Origin of the sequence: Nostoc sp. JL31 (assembly GCF_017114965.1) — a bacterium.
GTDB lineage: Bacteria > Cyanobacteriota > Cyanobacteriia > Cyanobacteriales > Nostocaceae > Nostoc > Nostoc punctiforme_A.
On sequence record NZ_JABXKO010000116.1, the window covers coordinates 13,310 to 28,481 of the forward strand.

General features: G+C 43.8%; 13 protein-coding genes. 5 read left to right on the forward strand and 8 right to left on the reverse strand.

The window, feature by feature from the left end; all coding sequences use genetic code 11:
- Positions 1-382: 382 nt before the first annotated feature.
- Positions 383-934, reverse strand: a complete 552-nt coding sequence (gene rimI / locus HWQ43_RS30055; RefSeq protein ID WP_292740458.1) for a ribosomal protein S18-alanine N-acetyltransferase — start codon at positions 932-934, stop codon at positions 383-385.
- A gap of 92 nt (positions 935-1,026) precedes the next feature.
- Here rimI and lysA point away from each other — a divergent pair, with 92 nt between their 5' ends.
- The 3 genes from lysA to HWQ43_RS30070 all read left to right on the forward strand — a co-directional run bounded on the left by lysA (position 1,027) and on the right by HWQ43_RS30070 (position 4,217).
- Positions 1,027-2,424, forward strand: coding sequence for a diaminopimelate decarboxylase (gene lysA, locus HWQ43_RS30060; RefSeq protein ID WP_292740460.1), 1,398 nt, complete (start codon positions 1,027-1,029; stop codon positions 2,422-2,424).
- A 123-nt stretch (positions 2,425-2,547) separates the two neighbouring features.
- A complete protein-coding gene (cdaA, locus tag HWQ43_RS30065; protein ID WP_292740462.1) occupies positions 2,548-3,471 on the forward strand; it encodes a diadenylate cyclase CdaA in 924 nt (307 codons plus the stop codon).
- Positions 3,468-4,217 (forward strand): isoprenyl transferase, encoded by a 750-nt coding sequence (locus HWQ43_RS30070; protein WP_292740464.1) that lies wholly within the window; start codon positions 3,468-3,470, stop codon positions 4,215-4,217. Before cdaA ends, HWQ43_RS30070 begins: the two co-directional genes overlap by 4 nt.
- Before the next feature lie 70 nt (positions 4,218-4,287).
- Here the strand turns inward: HWQ43_RS30070 and HWQ43_RS30075 are convergent, their stop codons facing one another.
- Entirely contained in the window at positions 4,288-5,304 is a 1,017-nt protein-coding gene (locus HWQ43_RS30075; protein WP_292740466.1) for a TrkA family potassium uptake protein, read from the reverse strand.
- 327 nt (positions 5,305-5,631) lie between these two features.
- Here HWQ43_RS30075 and HWQ43_RS30080 point away from each other — a divergent pair, with 327 nt between their 5' ends.
- Together HWQ43_RS30080 and HWQ43_RS30085 are read left to right on the forward strand one after the other, a co-directional pair.
- On the forward strand, positions 5,632-6,255 hold the full coding sequence (locus HWQ43_RS30080) for a Uma2 family endonuclease (protein WP_292740468.1): 624 nt from the start codon (positions 5,632-5,634) through the stop codon (positions 6,253-6,255).
- Positions 6,256-6,628: 373 nt separating this feature from the next.
- A complete protein-coding gene (locus tag HWQ43_RS30085; RefSeq protein WP_292740470.1) occupies positions 6,629-7,936 on the forward strand; it encodes an aspartate aminotransferase family protein in 1,308 nt (435 codons plus the stop codon).
- A 46-nt stretch (positions 7,937-7,982) separates the two neighbouring features.
- On the opposite strand, the gene HWQ43_RS30090 is transcribed toward HWQ43_RS30085, so the two are convergent.
- The 6 genes from HWQ43_RS30090 to pgmB form a co-directional block, all read right to left on the reverse strand.
- On the reverse strand, positions 7,983-8,588 hold the full coding sequence (locus HWQ43_RS30090; RefSeq protein WP_292740472.1) for a DUF4129 domain-containing protein: 606 nt from the start codon (positions 8,586-8,588) through the stop codon (positions 7,983-7,985).
- A gap of 105 nt (positions 8,589-8,693) precedes the next feature.
- Positions 8,694-9,182 (reverse strand): DUF2243 domain-containing protein, encoded by a 489-nt coding sequence (locus HWQ43_RS30095; protein ID WP_292740474.1) that lies wholly within the window; start codon positions 9,180-9,182, stop codon positions 8,694-8,696.
- A gap of 96 nt (positions 9,183-9,278) precedes the next feature.
- Positions 9,279-9,671, reverse strand: a complete 393-nt coding sequence (locus HWQ43_RS30100; protein ID WP_292740476.1) for a pentapeptide repeat-containing protein — start codon at positions 9,669-9,671, stop codon at positions 9,279-9,281.
- An 87-nt stretch (positions 9,672-9,758) separates the two neighbouring features.
- The gene (locus tag HWQ43_RS30105; protein ID WP_292740478.1) at positions 9,759-10,196 is read right to left on the reverse strand and encodes an Rrf2 family transcriptional regulator; all 438 of its coding nucleotides are present in this window, start codon (positions 10,194-10,196) and stop codon (positions 9,759-9,761) included.
- 183 nt (positions 10,197-10,379) lie between these two features.
- Positions 10,380-11,729, reverse strand: coding sequence for an ATP-binding protein (locus HWQ43_RS30110; RefSeq protein WP_292740480.1), 1,350 nt, complete (start codon positions 11,727-11,729; stop codon positions 10,380-10,382).
- 243 nt (positions 11,730-11,972) lie between these two features.
- A complete protein-coding gene (gene pgmB, locus HWQ43_RS30115; protein ID WP_292740579.1) occupies positions 11,973-14,942 on the reverse strand; it encodes a beta-phosphoglucomutase in 2,970 nt (989 codons plus the stop codon).
- Positions 14,943-15,172 lie beyond the last annotated feature (230 nt).

Consider the following 15,172-nt stretch of genomic DNA (forward strand, 5'->3'; position numbering starts at 1 on the left):
TGATTTTAGCACAGGCAAAGCTTTTGGATGCCTGTATAACAGATTATAGACATCCTGAAGCTATGACTTGGGTTGATGGGCTTATTGTTAACTATTCGCTACTTTTATCTGGCTAGTGTACTGAGGAGCTTTAGTTCACCAGCGTTTTTGGGATTTATTACAAATAGCTGACTGCTTAGATTAAGGGTTTTTTGACTCAATCCCAAACATTTATATTTAACATATATTTTTTTTTAGAGCAAGCAAATATAATTCCTATAATATTTGCTTATCAAATCATTTATATAGATAAAATATTTAAATAATAATAGGCGATATAAAGTTGCATTTTTTTGCTGAAGCCGATCGTAAGCCCCAAAAGATGAAAATTAATAATGCCCAACTACTTAAAAAGCAAGTGCCAAGAGGATTTGTCCAAGCGATCGCTGACAATGGAATACCATTGGTCTAAAGTTGCTTTAAATTTGCGGTGTTGTAAATCTGGGAGCCAAAGGATTAAAGCATCCTCATCGTTATCTTGGTAGTAACGCCGCCGCCGCCCAGCTGTTTTGAAGCCAAATTTTTGATATAAAGATATTGCCGCCAAGTTGGAAGCTCGGACTTCGAGGGTAGCTCGTTCCATTTTGCGATCGCAAGCTGTCTTAATGAGTGAATATAATAAAGCCGCACCCATTCCTTGACGGTGATATTGAGGATGAACCGCCAAAATTGTAATGTGAGCTTCGTCTAAAATTGACCAAAAGCAACCCATTCCTAGCAAACTTGTGCTGGAGGAGGGAGAAAATAAACCGAGTAAATCGCTGTTGGGACTATCCAATTCTCGTTTGTAGCCGTCCAGAGTCCAAAGTCCGCCAAAACAGGCTTGATCGAGTTCCAGAATAGCACTGAGATTTTCTAATGTCAGTAATTTAATTTCTAAGTCTAATGAAATCACATTTATTGAATAACGTTACAAACCCTTTGTAAACTGGGAATCGGGAGACGAACTCAAAGCCCGTAATTTGAACAAGGAAAACTTTTATAGTTATGGTATCGACTCACCCCACTGGGGTTCAACATTCTGGAAGTCAATATTTACCTCAAAGGCACGACACCAAGGCAAATCCATCGCCTAATCAAGAACTTTTACCCTTGACTGCCAGAGTTCATCATCATGACCTCTTGGAAATTGGTGGGTGTGATGTCACAACCCTAGTTGAGCAGTTTGGTTCACCTTTATATATTTTAGATGAAGAAACCCTGCGTTCGGCTTGTCAGCAATACCGAGATGCTTTCAAGCAATACTATAAGGGTGAATCTCAAGTATTGTACGCCTCAAAAGCTTGGAATTGTTTAGCAGTTTGTGCGATCGCCGCCTCTGAAGGTTTAGGAATCGATGTCGTTTCTGGCGGCGAACTTTACACCGCCTTGCAAGCGGGTGTTAGTCACGATAAAATTTACCTTCACGGAAATAATAAATCTCGTGAAGAATTAATTTTAGCGATCGAGTCTGGTGTTACCGTTGTGGCGGATAACTGGTATGAGTTGCATACCCTTGTGGAAATTGCCCAACCTGGTCAATCAATCCGCATCATGTTACGGCTTACTCCCGGTATCGAGTGTCATACGCACGAATATATTCGCACGGGACACTTAGATAGCAAATTTGGCTTTGATCCCAACGATTTAGATGAAGTTTTTGCCTTTGTCAGTCAACAATCTGCCCTGAATTGCGTAGGAGTACACGCTCATATTGGTTCCCAAATTTTTGAGCGCCAACCGCATCAAGATTTGGCGGCTGTTATGGTGCAGTGGCTGCGGGATGCCGGGAAGTATGGTTTAAATATTACAGAGTTAAATGTTGGTGGCGGTTTAGGGATTAAGTACATAGAATCAGACGATCCCCCTAGTATTGAAGAGTGGGTGAAGGCGATTTGTGAAGTAATTCAAGCAGCTTGTGCAGCCGAAAATCTGCCTTTGCCGAAATTACTGAGTGAACCAGGGCGATCGCTAATTGCTACAGCTTGCGTTACTGCCTATACTATTGGTTCATCCAAAGTCATCCCAGAAATTCGTACCTACGTAGCAATTGATGGCGGAATGTCTGACAATCCCCGCCCGATTACTTACCAATCAGTTTATCGGGCAGTCATTGCCAATAAAATGTCTTCTCCCCTAAGCCAAACAGTCACAATTGCTGGTAAACATTGTGAATCAGGAGATATTTTGATTAAAAATGCTCTACTCCCAAAGACTGAACCAGGGGATATTCTCGTAGTTATGGGAACTGGTGCGTACAATTACAGTATGGCATCTAACTACAACCGCTTGCCCCGACCGGCAGCAGTCGTAGTGGCGAATGGCGAAGCAAATTTAATTTTGCAACGTGAAACTTATGAAGATTTAATTCGACAAGATCGCCTACCAGAAAGATTAAAGAAATAGTCATTAGTCATTAGTCATTTGTCATTAGTCATTAGTCATTTGCAAATGACAAAGGACAAATGACAAATGACTAATGACTAATGACCAACTGTAAATTAGAGGCAAAAGTTTAATCCAGATGTCATGAGAGATTGGTGGAAGCAATGGCTGACAAACCTGGGGTGGTCACAGTCCTTGCTACTTGGGACTCTGGATATTGTGTTAGTGCTGGCGCTGACGTACATGATACTAGTTATTATTAGTGAGCGCCGGACACTATGGATGGTGCGGGGATTCATTATCTTAATGCTAGCCTCAGCACTAAGTGGCAGATTCGGACTACCTCTGCTAAGTTTTGTACTAGAAAAGTTGGTGATTGGCTGTGCTGTGGCGATGGCAGTTGCTCTACAGTTAGAGTTTCGGCGGTTTTTGGAGCAATTGGGGCGTGGCGAATTCCGCCAGATGTTTCAACCCGACCGTCTGGCAATCCCCAAATCTGATAGTGTAATTGATGAAATTGTTGAGGCTGTTAAAGAATTGTCAAAAAACCGCATTGGAGCTTTACTAATTGTGGAAACCACGGGGCCAATTGATGAGCGAGATTTTTCTGTGCCAGGAGTAAAGCTAAATGCGGAAGTTTCTAAAGAACTGATCCAGACAATTTTTCAGCCGAAAACTTTGTTACACGATGGAGCGACATTGATTCGTGGCTCACGGATCGTGTCATCAGGTATAATTTTACCACTTTCGGGACGCACAGCCTCACGCCAGCTGGGAACACGCCACCGAGCAGCAATGGGAATTACTGAGCGGGTCGAAAATTGCATTTGTGTCGTTGTCTCTGAAGAAACAGGTTCTATTTCCTTAGCGGAACGGGGAACCCTAAATAGACCGCTGACGATTAGGAAACTGAAAGAGTCATTAGAAGCTCTTTTGTCTCCAACCGTGGATAGGGAAGCTGTTGCTCCTGGTCTGTTGAGTTTTGTTCGTCGGATAGGTGGGAAGACACTAGCACTAGTTTCACGTTTACTCAGATTACCATCGACCGCTTCTCGAGATAAAAAATGACAGCACAACAAACTAAACTGCAAGATTTACCTACCGATTTAAAACGAGAATTATTGCCGCAGCACGTTGCGGTAATTATGGATGGTAATGGTCGATGGGCTAAACGTCAGGGTCTACCCCGAATTATGGGTCATAAACGAGGAGTAGATGCTCTTAAGGATTTACTTCGTTGTTGTCAGGATTGGGGAATTCAGGCGTTGACAGCTTATGCTTTTTCAACGGAGAACTGGAAAAGACCGCAGGAAGAAGTAGATTTTTTGATGACTCTGTTTCAAAGAGTTTTGCGCCAAGAACTGCGGGAAATGGTCGAAGAGAATGTTCAAATTAAGTTTGTAGGGAATTTGCAAGACCTGCCGCGATCGCTCCAACAAGAAATTTCCCGTTCAATGGAAGCAACTAAGAATAATCGTGGTATCCGGTTTTCGGTAGCAACTAATTATGGCGGACGGCAGGAAATTTTACAAGCTTGTCAGGCGATCGCCAAACAAGTCCAGCAAGGTCTGCTACAACCCGATGAAATTAATGAACAGGTCTTTGAGAGCCACTTGTATACAGCCGGAATTACTGACCCAGATTTGTTAATTCGTACCAGTGGAGAAATGCGCCTCTCAAATTTCCTGCTCTGGCAAATGGCTTATGGAGAAATTTATATTACCGATGCTCTCTGGCCTGATTTTGACCGTGCCGAATTTCATCGTGCCTTGTGTGCCTACCAGCAAAGGGAGCGGCGATTTGGGAAAGTCTAAATTTGCTTGCGCAGTTATACTTATAAGACCATAGCTAATTAGTATAAAATAGTAATTAAAGAAAATATAATCAAGTATTTTTCGGTCGTCGCAGTTTCTTGGAATTCATTGGGCCGAGAATTTGATTCAGGCTACGCAACTGCTCTGCTGTACCCATACCAATTAGCCGATCTCCCGGCATTAAAATTGTATCGCCAGTGGGACCACCGATTAAAGTCCCATCAACGCGGCGAATTGCAAGAACCAATGCTCCAGACTGCGATCGCAATCTCGCCTTTTGCAAACTTTGACCCACAAAGGGGCAAAAAGCCGGGTCGAGTAAAAATTCTTCCATATACAACTGGCGGTCTGCACCTGTCAAAATCCCATCTACAAAGTCCAATACCTGGGGTCTAAGTGCCGCAGCAGCCATGCGCTTCCCACCAGTGATATAGGGGGATATCACTTCATCTGCGCCACCGCGTCGTAACTTCTGCAAAGCTTCTTCTGTACTTGCCCGTGCAATCACCCGAATTCCCGAATTCAGTGTTTTAGCTGACAATACGATGTATAAGTTTTCAGCATCAGAAGGAAGGGCTGCAACGATACAAACCGCCCGTTCAATACCAACTTTCAAAAGTGTGTCATCTAATGTCGCGTCACCTTGATATGCCGTATAACCTTCTGCCTGCGCCCTTTGTACAGATTCCATGTCAGCATCAATCACTACAAAAGGTGCGTCTTCTGCCCGAAATTCCTTGGCAATTTGACGACCGGTGCGGCTAAATCCACAAATAATGTAGTGTTCTGTTAGGGATTCCATTAACCGCCTCTGTTGCTGTAGCCGAATTCCTTCTTGAAAGTAGCCTTGAATGATCGCTTCTGTAAATCTGTTGACAATGTAACCGATGTTAACTACACCCAACAAAATCAAGGCAATGGTAAACAATCTTCCTCGGCTACCTAGTGGGTGTGTCTCTCCATATCCCACAGTCGCAAGAGTGATCACTGTCATGTAAGCTGCATCTTCCCACGCCCAGCCCTCAACTAGTGCGTACCACAAAGTGCCAATTAGGAAAACACCGCCGAGAGCGATCGCCCCAGCCATTAACTCCTTTTGGATACGTTGATATTTTTGCTCAAGTGTTGAGAATGACGTAAAAATAGTACTTTTAACCCAATATTTCTAGTTTTCTAGTAACTTTTTAATATTCGTCCTTTTTAGTATATTTAATCTAAGTAAGTGGGCAAGAATAAATCAAACTAAGTTACGCCATGTAAAATTAATTAAATTGTCTCTTAGCAAGGGCTGAAGCCGCTTACTACAAACCTTTAATTATTCATACTTATTTAATTACAAGTTATTTAAATAACTCATGACTACTTAGATTGTTTCTTCTTTTCAGCTCATAAGTTTCGCATTGAGGATTAATCGATGACTCAAGCCCTACAAAGAAAACTAGTTACATTTGAAGAATTTATCGCTAAATACCCCGACAACTCAAATAAACGCTACGAATTACACGATGGAGTAGTAATCGAGATGCCACCACCTACAGGCGATCATGAGGAGATTATTTTATTTTTAATCGAGAGATTTATTTTAGAATATACCCGACTAAAACTACCTTATGGCTGCCCCAAAACAGCATTGGTTAAACCATCTGAAAGTGAATCCGCTTATTTACCAGATGTGCTGTTGTTAAACCGCCCCAATCTAGCAAATGAACCTTTGTGGAAAAAAGAATCTACTCTTACTCAAGCAGAGTCAATCCCTTTGGTAGTTGAGGTTGTAAGTACAAACTGGAGAGATGATTATTTCACGAAATTGGGTCGTTATGAAGAAATCGGCATCCCGGAATACTGGATTATAGACTACGCAGCACTGGGAGGCAAGCGATTTATTGGCAACCCCAAACAACCGACAATATCGATTTATTCACTAGTTGAGGGCGAATACCAACTCTATCTGTTTCGTGGAAGCGATCAAATTATCTCACCCACTTTCCCAGAATTGAATTTAACCGCAGAGCATATTTTTAATGCTGGTAATATTTAAACGGCATTTTAAAAAGCTCAAAGTTGAACAATGTTACAGTTTTCCCAGACACAGCAAAGGTAATTTCGTCATTTGCCCTAGTACCATCAAAATCGTAGGCTAGTATTTGACGAGTCAGGCTTAGACATCAGTGAGAAAACCCCTACATGCTACCCAAGATTTGGACGGGCTGCGTCTATGGAAATTGCCTGTTGCTCATACTCTTGCTCAAGCGTTGAGTACAAAATTTTTTTCACCACTGCCAAGCGTTTGAGGTGACATAAGCGTTAGCCTAAGAAGAAGTACGATCTGTGCTAAATAAAAAGTATTTTTTAGGGATTTCTAGGAAACTAGTAAATAACTATATAATGAAAAACTTTCAGGAGGAGCGGTAGTGAGCCTACAAACTCTCGTTGACCAAGCCACCATCCCCCCAGATTCAGGGTCAGCATATAGTCCCTTTGATGCAGATAGCTTTAATGAAGCTGTCATGTCTACCTATGGTCGGTTTCCCTTAGCCCTAGAACGGGGTGCTGGATGCCGGGTTTGGGATACACAGGGGCGCGAATATCTGGACTTTGTAGCGGGAATTGCCACTTGTACTTTAGGACACGCCCACCCAGTGATGGTAGAAGCGGTGACACGCCAAATCCAGAAACTGCACCATGTCTCTAATTTGTACTACATCCCTGAACAAGGTGAATTGGCAAAATGGCTTGTCGATCATTCCTGTGCCGATCGCGTATTTTTCTGCAACTCTGGAGCGGAAGCTAACGAAGCCGCAATTAAACTGGCGCGGAAATATGCCCACACAGTATTAGAAATTGACAAACCAATTATTTTAACCGCCAATGCCAGTTTCCACGGACGGACTTTGGCGACCATTACCGCTACGGGACAACCGAAGTATCAAAAGTATTTTGATCCCTTGGTTCCTGGGTTCCACTACGTAAATTACAACGATATTAACGCTGTGGAAGTGGCGATTAGTGAGTTGGATGAAGGCGATTACCGGGTAGCGGCAATTCTGATTGAGCCATTGCAAGGAGAAGGCGGTGTGCGTCCAGGAGATGTTGCCTATTTCAAAAAGCTCCGGCAGATTTGCGATGAAACTGGCATTTTATTGATTTTTGATGAAGTGCAAGTTGGTATGGGACGCAGTGGCAAATTATGGGCTTACGAACATCTCGGCGTTGAACCGGATATTTTCACCAGTGCCAAAGGCTTAGGTGGCGGTATCCCCATTGGTGCAATGATGAGCAAGAAATTCTGCGACGTTTTTCAACCAGGAGAACACGCTAGCACCTTTGGTGGTAATCCTTTTGTGTGTGGCGTAGCACTCAGTGTTTGCCAGACATTGGAACGAGAAAATATTTTGCAGAATGTGCAAGACAGGGGTGAACAGTTGCGATCTGGATTAAAAGCGATCGCAGCAAAATATCCTCAGCACATTGGCGAAGTTCGGGGTTGGGGTTTAATCAACGGTTTAGAGTTGCGAGCCGATATCCAACTAACCGCAGCCGATGTCGTCAATGCTGCTATCAAAGAGGGTCTATTACTCGTACCCGCCGGGCCAAAAGTAGTTCGATTTGTGCCACCGCTAATTGTCACAGAAGCAGAAGTAAATACTGCCTTGGAAACTTTGGAAAAAGTGATGTCTAACGAAAAGACGCAGAGCGTCTACGCAACTGCCACAAAGTAGGCAATCTGGAAAATAAATTAGGGTAGCACAGATGTGCTATCCTTTTTCATTCCGGGGAAATTTCTCGATAAGCTTGCCGACACTGCTCATAATTATCTGGCAAAATCTCGGCATTACCAAAACATAATTGCTCGTGAGTGGTAATTAAAGTTTCATAAGGCTGTATGGGAGTCACAGACGATCGCAGCAATTGCAGATATTCTCCATCGGTACGGCTAAGTTTGTGGGGTGCGATCGCTTTTTGATGCAACTGCTGTAACATCGCTAAATAAACACAACGGCAAGCTTCACGGTAGTTACCTTGACGGTAGAATTCTTGCGATCGCTCCAACAAAAGAGCAATAGATGAATCATTAGAGCGATTTTTGACGCGAAAATCAGTGATATTGCCACTTCTATTTAGCCAAGAATAAACATAAGGGCTGAATTCTCGCCATAATCGCCAACCCACCCAGGCTATAAATAATCCCAATACCAGCCAAAACAGGAATTTCAGCAATTCACTAAGCCTTGGGCTAATTGACCATCCAGTAGGCAATTCTGGTAGAGCTTGTTCAAAGCGGTAAAACTGGTATTCCCACCATTCACCCGCTTGTTGTTGGAATTGAGATAAATGCCAACTCCAGCTAGTTTTTTCAAAAGTATCTGTCATAGGGGAGAGTGGGGAGTGGAAAAGCAGGGGGGCAGGGGAGCAAGGGAGCAAGGGAGAAGAATTTTCCCCTCTGCCCCCTGCCCCTCTGCCTCTTGTGCCCCATGACTAATGACTAATGACTGTTGACTCTTTTTTTATCATTAGCCAGCCGATGGCGACAAGTAGCGCACCTAACGCAAGAAATCCTAAGTCCCAAGCTAACTCATTTGGACCTGATTTCACATGATGGACACCGAGAATTTGGTGGTCAATTAAACCTTCAACCAAGTCGAACAACCCAGTCCCAATCAGTATCGATCCGATAAAGGTTTGTGATGACCAAGGAACATCATCACGTCTTCCAGCACGCCATAGTAACACAAGTCCTGCCACGGTGAATACCCAATTTAAGGTATGAAAGAACCCATCCCATACCATGTTCAAATCTATATTCGCCCTGTTTGTCAGAGGTCTAATGTTACTGAGCATGTGATGCCACTGGAGGATTTGATGCAGTAAAATTCCATCAATAAACCCTCCAAGACCCACACCAAGAAAAATTCCAGCAGTAATTAGTGGTGCGCGTCGGTTGAGGGTTTCACTTTTCGCCTCCATTGTCAACCTCATAGATAGGCTTTTTTACCAAAATACAACTCTTTTGAGAGAAATATCTTCTATCTTGAGGCAAGTACCATGTTTAACTTAAATTAATCAATCTTCAAATTTAATCTGCATACCCGCTTTCACTGAGTCGAAATCTTGAGGAAAATGGGTGTTGCGATCGTAGTCTGCTTTTTCGAAGTTTGCTCCTTTGAGAGCGGCTTGGCGGAGATTTGCTGACATCAACAATGCTCCCCTAAGATCGGCATCCTTCAGATTGGCTTGACCCAGATCGGCAAAGCTCAAATCAGTCCCCCTCAAATTAGCGCTACTCAGGTTAGCTTCACTCAAGTCAGCATAACTCAGGTCAGATCCTTTCAAGTTAATGCCTTGCAAATCGGCATTACCCAGTTCTGCTTTACTAAAGTTCCGTTTTCCTGCTGCATAACTCTCCACGAGAGTAGCGGCACTATTTATAGGCTGTTGAAAATTGACTTCAGGCATATAACAGCGTCACAGGTTGCTCGTTATTACTTTCACGTACCCTTTTTAATTACGAATTACGAATTAGTAATTATTTGGTCATCCTTCCTAAATGTAATACATTAGTTCCTTTTCTTCTCGGCTCGATCTTCGTTCACAAAGGTCTTGGAGGGTATATTTTTCCAAAACGGAGTTAGCAGCCTGACGTGCTTCTTGCCAAACTTCCTGAATTAGCTCACCTTCTACCGTGTTGGGAGTCGGCTCACAGGGAGAGACAACAATATCTGACCCTTCCATGCAGCTAAAAGCATCCAAAACTGTAATCTTTCCGGGATCTCGTGCCAGAACATAGCCACCTTTGGCTCCGCGTATACTCTTAATTAAACCTCCACGTCTTAATGTTGCTAGGAGTTGTTCTAAATAGCGGTTCGGGATGTCTTGCAATGCCGCTATCTCTCGAATTTGTAGGGCTTCACCGTTAGGGTAGCAGGTTGCCAACTCTAACAGGGCTAGAAGTGCGTATTCTGATTTGTTAGAGATTACCACAGGCGTAATATTTTAAGCTCATATTTAAAGATACAAAGTTTTTGAGTTTGTTTCCCTAAGCTACTGCGAAGAAAAACTTTACAATCAACCTATTGTTGACCGGCTTACTCTACTTTAAAGACCTTCTAGCATACAAGCAATTACTTTTTTTTTTAAATCCAATAAATAAAAGTGATTGATTAGCTATACATGGAAATTTCTTGAAAATGGGAGAATGACTGTAAAGGTAGTTCCCGCATCGATCGCACTTTCGACTGTAATCTCGCCGCCATGTAAATCTACAGCCTGCTTGACGATGGACATTCCCAATCCCATTCCTGGAATATTGGCTGTATTACTAGCGCGATGGAAGGGTTCAAAGATGTGTTCAATGTCAGAAGGGGGAATGCCAATACCAGAGTCTTGAGTCTGAAATATAGCTTGCTCGTTGCTAGTGGTTAGAGAAAACCTAACTGTACTACCAATGGGAGAATATTTTAGACAATTCGAGAATAAATTACTCAAGATTTGCCGTAGTAGTTTGGCGTCTAAATTAGCTCTTGTAGATTGGCACTCACTGCTAAAAACGATCGCATGTTGTGAGCGATCGCTCTGTTGTAATTCTTCTAATAAATCGCAGCAAAATTCCACCAAATTTATAGGTGTTGGATTAAACTCTAACTTGCCTGTTTCATCCTGACTCACCACTAAGACATCATTCAACAACTGGGTTATATGCATAACTGATGTTTGAATACGACGCAAGTGCGTTTCTTGTCGCTCTTGGCTCCAGAGGTGGCGATAATGTTCTAGTAGTTCCGCAGAAGAGTGGATGGTAGCCAAAGGGGTGCGAAACTCATGGGAAGTGATGGTGAGCAAGCGGGATTTAAGTTCGCTAAATTCCCTTTCTTTGGCAAGCGCTTGTCGCATCGCCTCTTCTGCCCATTGCAGCTTGGCTTGGGTTCGCTTGCTTTCGCTAATATCCCGCAATAGCCAGCGCAGACCAACTAACTCACTATATTGATTACGGATAGCAACCACCTTAACCGCAGCCATAGTAGATGTTTTGTCACGTGGTCGCAGGTTTACTTCCCACTCTTGCATTTTCCAGTCTGGGAATTGGGCGCGATCGCGCAGATGAGTTAGTTTCAAATGAAAAGCAATTATTTCTTTCTCAAGTATAAAAATCCCTATGGAGTGGCCCAACAATGAACTTTTAGAAATGTTAAGCAGAGTGGTGGCGGCTGAGTTAGCTTCCTGAATTATCCCTTTTGTATCAGTCACAAAATAAGCGTCTGGTACTTCCTCAAATAGTTCTTGGTAGCGTTGACGTTGTGCTAACAAGGCCTGTTGAGTATTGGATAATTCTTCATTCTGTTGCTTTAAATCTTTATTCACTAGTAGGAGTTCTTCCAAAGTTAGGTAAACTTCTTTGAATACTGCGGTGACGAGTTCAATATCTGCCTGTGCTTTTTGCTGTTCACTCTGGCGTTGCAAGAGGGCGACGCGCTTACGCATATTCTCTATCTGCAAAGCTAAATCGTCCAAATTCACGCTCTTGCTCCTAATTGCTAAAGTCGGGTTTTATTTTAGATTCCCTATTTAGACGATCTTAGCTTTTGGAGTTTAGCAGTTATCAGTAATTTCAGTGTAGTTTTAGGTAGTTTCAGTTCTTTGGGGAGATTAGGACTGAATACAGCAGAATTCAGAAGTAAAACACGTTTTATAACTGGCTTTAAGACGAATCGTTATGTACTTTATCTTCCTTCAAATCTGCTGTAAGTAATCAAGCGGTTCTCATTTGTTCACTGTTTTTGTCTGGAAATAGTTACTCAATTGCTCTCGTAGGTCTGCCCATGTAATACCTTCTAGGCTGGGTAAAACAATATGAGCGGCTCCAACTCGTTCAACAGGGCCGAGTCCTAATGCCCACATACCAGCAGCTAGAGCAGCTTCAACACCTGCTGCGGCATCTTCTACAACTATAGATTGCTCTGGTTCGATTCCTAGCTGCTTGGCTGCGTACAGAAATAGGTCGGGGGCTGGCTTGGGTTCTTGTACACTGTAACCGTCTGCGATCGCATCTACTTTGCCGGCAATGCCCAATCGCTCTAGCACTGGGCGGGCATTTTTACTCGCTGAACCAATACCGATCTTAATCCCAGCTTGCCGCAGTTCATCCAACAAGGCGATCGCACCTGGCAATAAATCCTGGGGTGTCATATTTTGGATAAATTCCACATAGTAGCGATTTTTACGCTCCATCATCTCCTCTATTTGTGCTTCCGAATACGGTCTATCCGCAATAATCAACATCAGGGAAGCACGACGAGATACACCCCGCAACGCTTCGTTAGCCTCCCGATTAAACGGTATACCCTCTTCATCTGCTAGCTTTTTCCAAGCTAGATAATGGAGTTCTGCTGTATCTGTAAGCACACCATCTAAATCAAAGATAAATCCTTGGATGTTGGGCATGGGCGAGGGTTCATGGGAAACAAGAGGCAGAGGCGGAGGGGAAAAACTTACTGCAACTTCTCCCCCGCTCCCCCGCTCCCCTGCCCCCAATTCCTCATGCAAATCGAAGTCATGCCATTCCCCACGCCAGTGCAGTTTAAACTTCAGGCGCTTCCAGCCAGGGGGAAGATGGGGATTGGCTACGGGGCCATTTTCGGTTAGCTGGATGCCACCGAATCCAAAAATTACAGCTTGCCAAATGCCACCTGCACTAGCGCCGTGAATTCCATCGTTGGTGTTTCCTCGGTTATCTTCAAGATCAACCATTAAGGCTCGCATAAATTGTTGGTAAGCTTCGGTTGATTTGCCCAAGTCGGAAGCTAAGATAGCCTGAACTGCTGGGCCAAGGGACGAACCATAAGTAATATCAGTGCGGGGTGCGTAATAGTCCCAGTTTGTCTGCAATGCTTTTTCGTTATAGGGAAAATCTGCTGATTCCCGCATTAAATATAGGAGCATTAATATATCTGGTTGCTTGATTACTTGATATTTATTGATTTGATTGACACCTAAGATGGCTTGCATGGAGCGATCGCGTGGTTCGTAATCTGCTAAATCGATATCTTCCGATTGGAAAAATCCCTCGAACTGCTCGATTAGTTCTGTTGATGGATCGTAGAGAAACAAGATTTTAGCGATGATATCTTGCCAGTGCAATCGTTCCTCTGGGGTGAGCTTTAGTTTCTGTTCTAGTTCGGTAGTTTGTTCGGGGAATTTGTGAGCCAACCAATCATAGACTGCGATCGCTTTCTCTAGATGCCATTGCGCCATCCGGTTTGTAAAGGCGTTGTTGTGGACGAATTCATGGTATTCATCTGCTCCGATTACTCCCCGAATTTCATACCGTTCGCGCTCAGGATTGAATTCGACTCGACTACCCCAAAATATCGCCGCATCTAAGATAATCTCTGCGCCACACTTTTGCATCCAGTCATCATCACCAGTAGCTTGCCAGTAGTTCCAGACTGCGTAGGGGATATCTGCATTAATATGAATTTCGCGATCGCGGCACCAAATCCGCACGTCTTCACCATAAAAATCATTGCCGATAGCCCAACGTGGTGTCACTTCATCTCCAGTAACAGCACTTTCCCAGGCAAACATTGCTCCTTGATAGCCGTAATGGGCTGCCTTGCGTCTAGCTCCTGGTAAGGTGTGCCAACGGTAATTGAGTAAATTGCGGGCGATCGCTGGTTGGGTAAACAGAAACAACGGCTGCATAAAAATTTCTGTATCCCAAAAGATATGACCGCGATAGCCAAACCCAGAAAGGGTTTTAGCAGGAATGCTCACCTTGTCATCATGCCGTGGCGCAGCAATCAGCAGTTGAAACAGATTGTAGCGAACAGCAAAAGTAGCTGTGCTATCTCCTTCAATGAGGATGTCACTTTGCTGCCAAACCTCATCCCATGCCTGTTCATTGGCTTTTAGTAATGTTGTGTAATCGGGCAGGTGCGCGAGTTTTTCTTGAGCAGTTGTCACTGGTGTGTCAATCTCCCGTGAGGTAAAAACTGTCACAATCTTATCCACCGTTACGGTCTGTTGCACTTTAGCCAAGAAGGTCGTGCTTAAAGTCGGATAACCAGGTGCAGTACTGACTTGCAAAGATGCTTCACTGCCTAATATTGTCACCTTAGCTGCCATACCGAGTTCAATTCGGGAACTGCGGGTGCGGCGTTGTAACCAAATTCCTTGGTCGATTTTGCCCTGATCTAGTCCTTCCCAGTGATTTAAACCCTGATTTTCTGGATAGCCATTGATACTAGCTTGAATTTCGATTAACCCCTCAAAATCTACTGGGGTTAGATGGCAGCGTAACGCCAACACATGGGGATCTGCAAGACTAGCAAAGCGTTCAAAGCTGATGTCTATGGTATCGCCACTGGGAGAGCGCCAACGCACGGCTCGGATTAGTAATCCTTGGCTTAAATCAAGTTGGCGATCGTAGCGCAATATCTCACCTTGATCGAGACGGAAGCGATCGCCGTTTACAATCACTATCAAGGGTAGCCAGTCAGGGCAATTTACCAGTTCAGTGTAAACTACAGGCACATCATCGTAGACACCGTGGATAAAAGTAGCTGGCAATGCATGAGGATAACCTTCCTCAAAACTGCCTCTTGTTCCCAGGTATCCATTGCCGATCGTAAAGACGGTTTCTTTAGAGTGCAATTGCTCAGGGTCAAACTGGGTTTCGATTAATATCCAGTCTGTGTAAATAAAATGGCGAGAACGACCTTTTGTTTGCATAAGTTGTGAGTGGGGATGTTGAGTCTTTGAGCTAGATGAACGGAGTTCCGAGGTGGATGAATCCAGTTCCGAGGTGGATGAATCCAGTTCCGAGGTGGATGAACGGAGTTCTGAGGTGGATGAACGGAGTTCTGAGGTGGATGAACGGAGTTCTGAGGTGGATGAATCCAGTTCCGAGGTGGATGAACGGAGTTCTGAGGTGGATGAATCCAGTTCCGGGGTGGATGAAT

Coding starts and splice junctions, on each gene's coding strand:
- HWQ43_RS30095 (WP_292740474.1), bottom strand. CDS start 9,182: ATGGAGGCGAAAAGTGAAACCCTCAACCGACGCGCACCACTAATTACT.
- HWQ43_RS30080 (WP_292740468.1), top strand. CDS start 5,632: ATGACTCAAGCCCTACAAAGAAAACTAGTTACATTTGAAGAATTTATC.
- cdaA (WP_292740462.1), top strand. CDS start 2,548: ATGAGAGATTGGTGGAAGCAATGGCTGACAAACCTGGGGTGGTCACAG.
- HWQ43_RS30070 (WP_292740464.1), top strand. CDS start 3,468: ATGACAGCACAACAAACTAAACTGCAAGATTTACCTACCGATTTAAAA.
- HWQ43_RS30090 (WP_292740472.1), bottom strand. CDS start 8,588: ATGACAGATACTTTTGAAAAAACTAGCTGGAGTTGGCATTTATCTCAA.
- HWQ43_RS30075 (WP_292740466.1), bottom strand. CDS start 5,304: ATGGCTGGGGCGATCGCTCTCGGCGGTGTTTTCCTAATTGGCACTTTG.
- pgmB (WP_292740579.1), bottom strand. CDS start 14,942: ATGCAAACAAAAGGTCGTTCTCGCCATTTTATTTACACAGACTGGATA.
- lysA (WP_292740460.1), top strand. CDS start 1,027: ATGGTATCGACTCACCCCACTGGGGTTCAACATTCTGGAAGTCAATAT.
- HWQ43_RS30100 (WP_292740476.1), bottom strand. CDS start 9,671: ATGCCTGAAGTCAATTTTCAACAGCCTATAAATAGTGCCGCTACTCTC.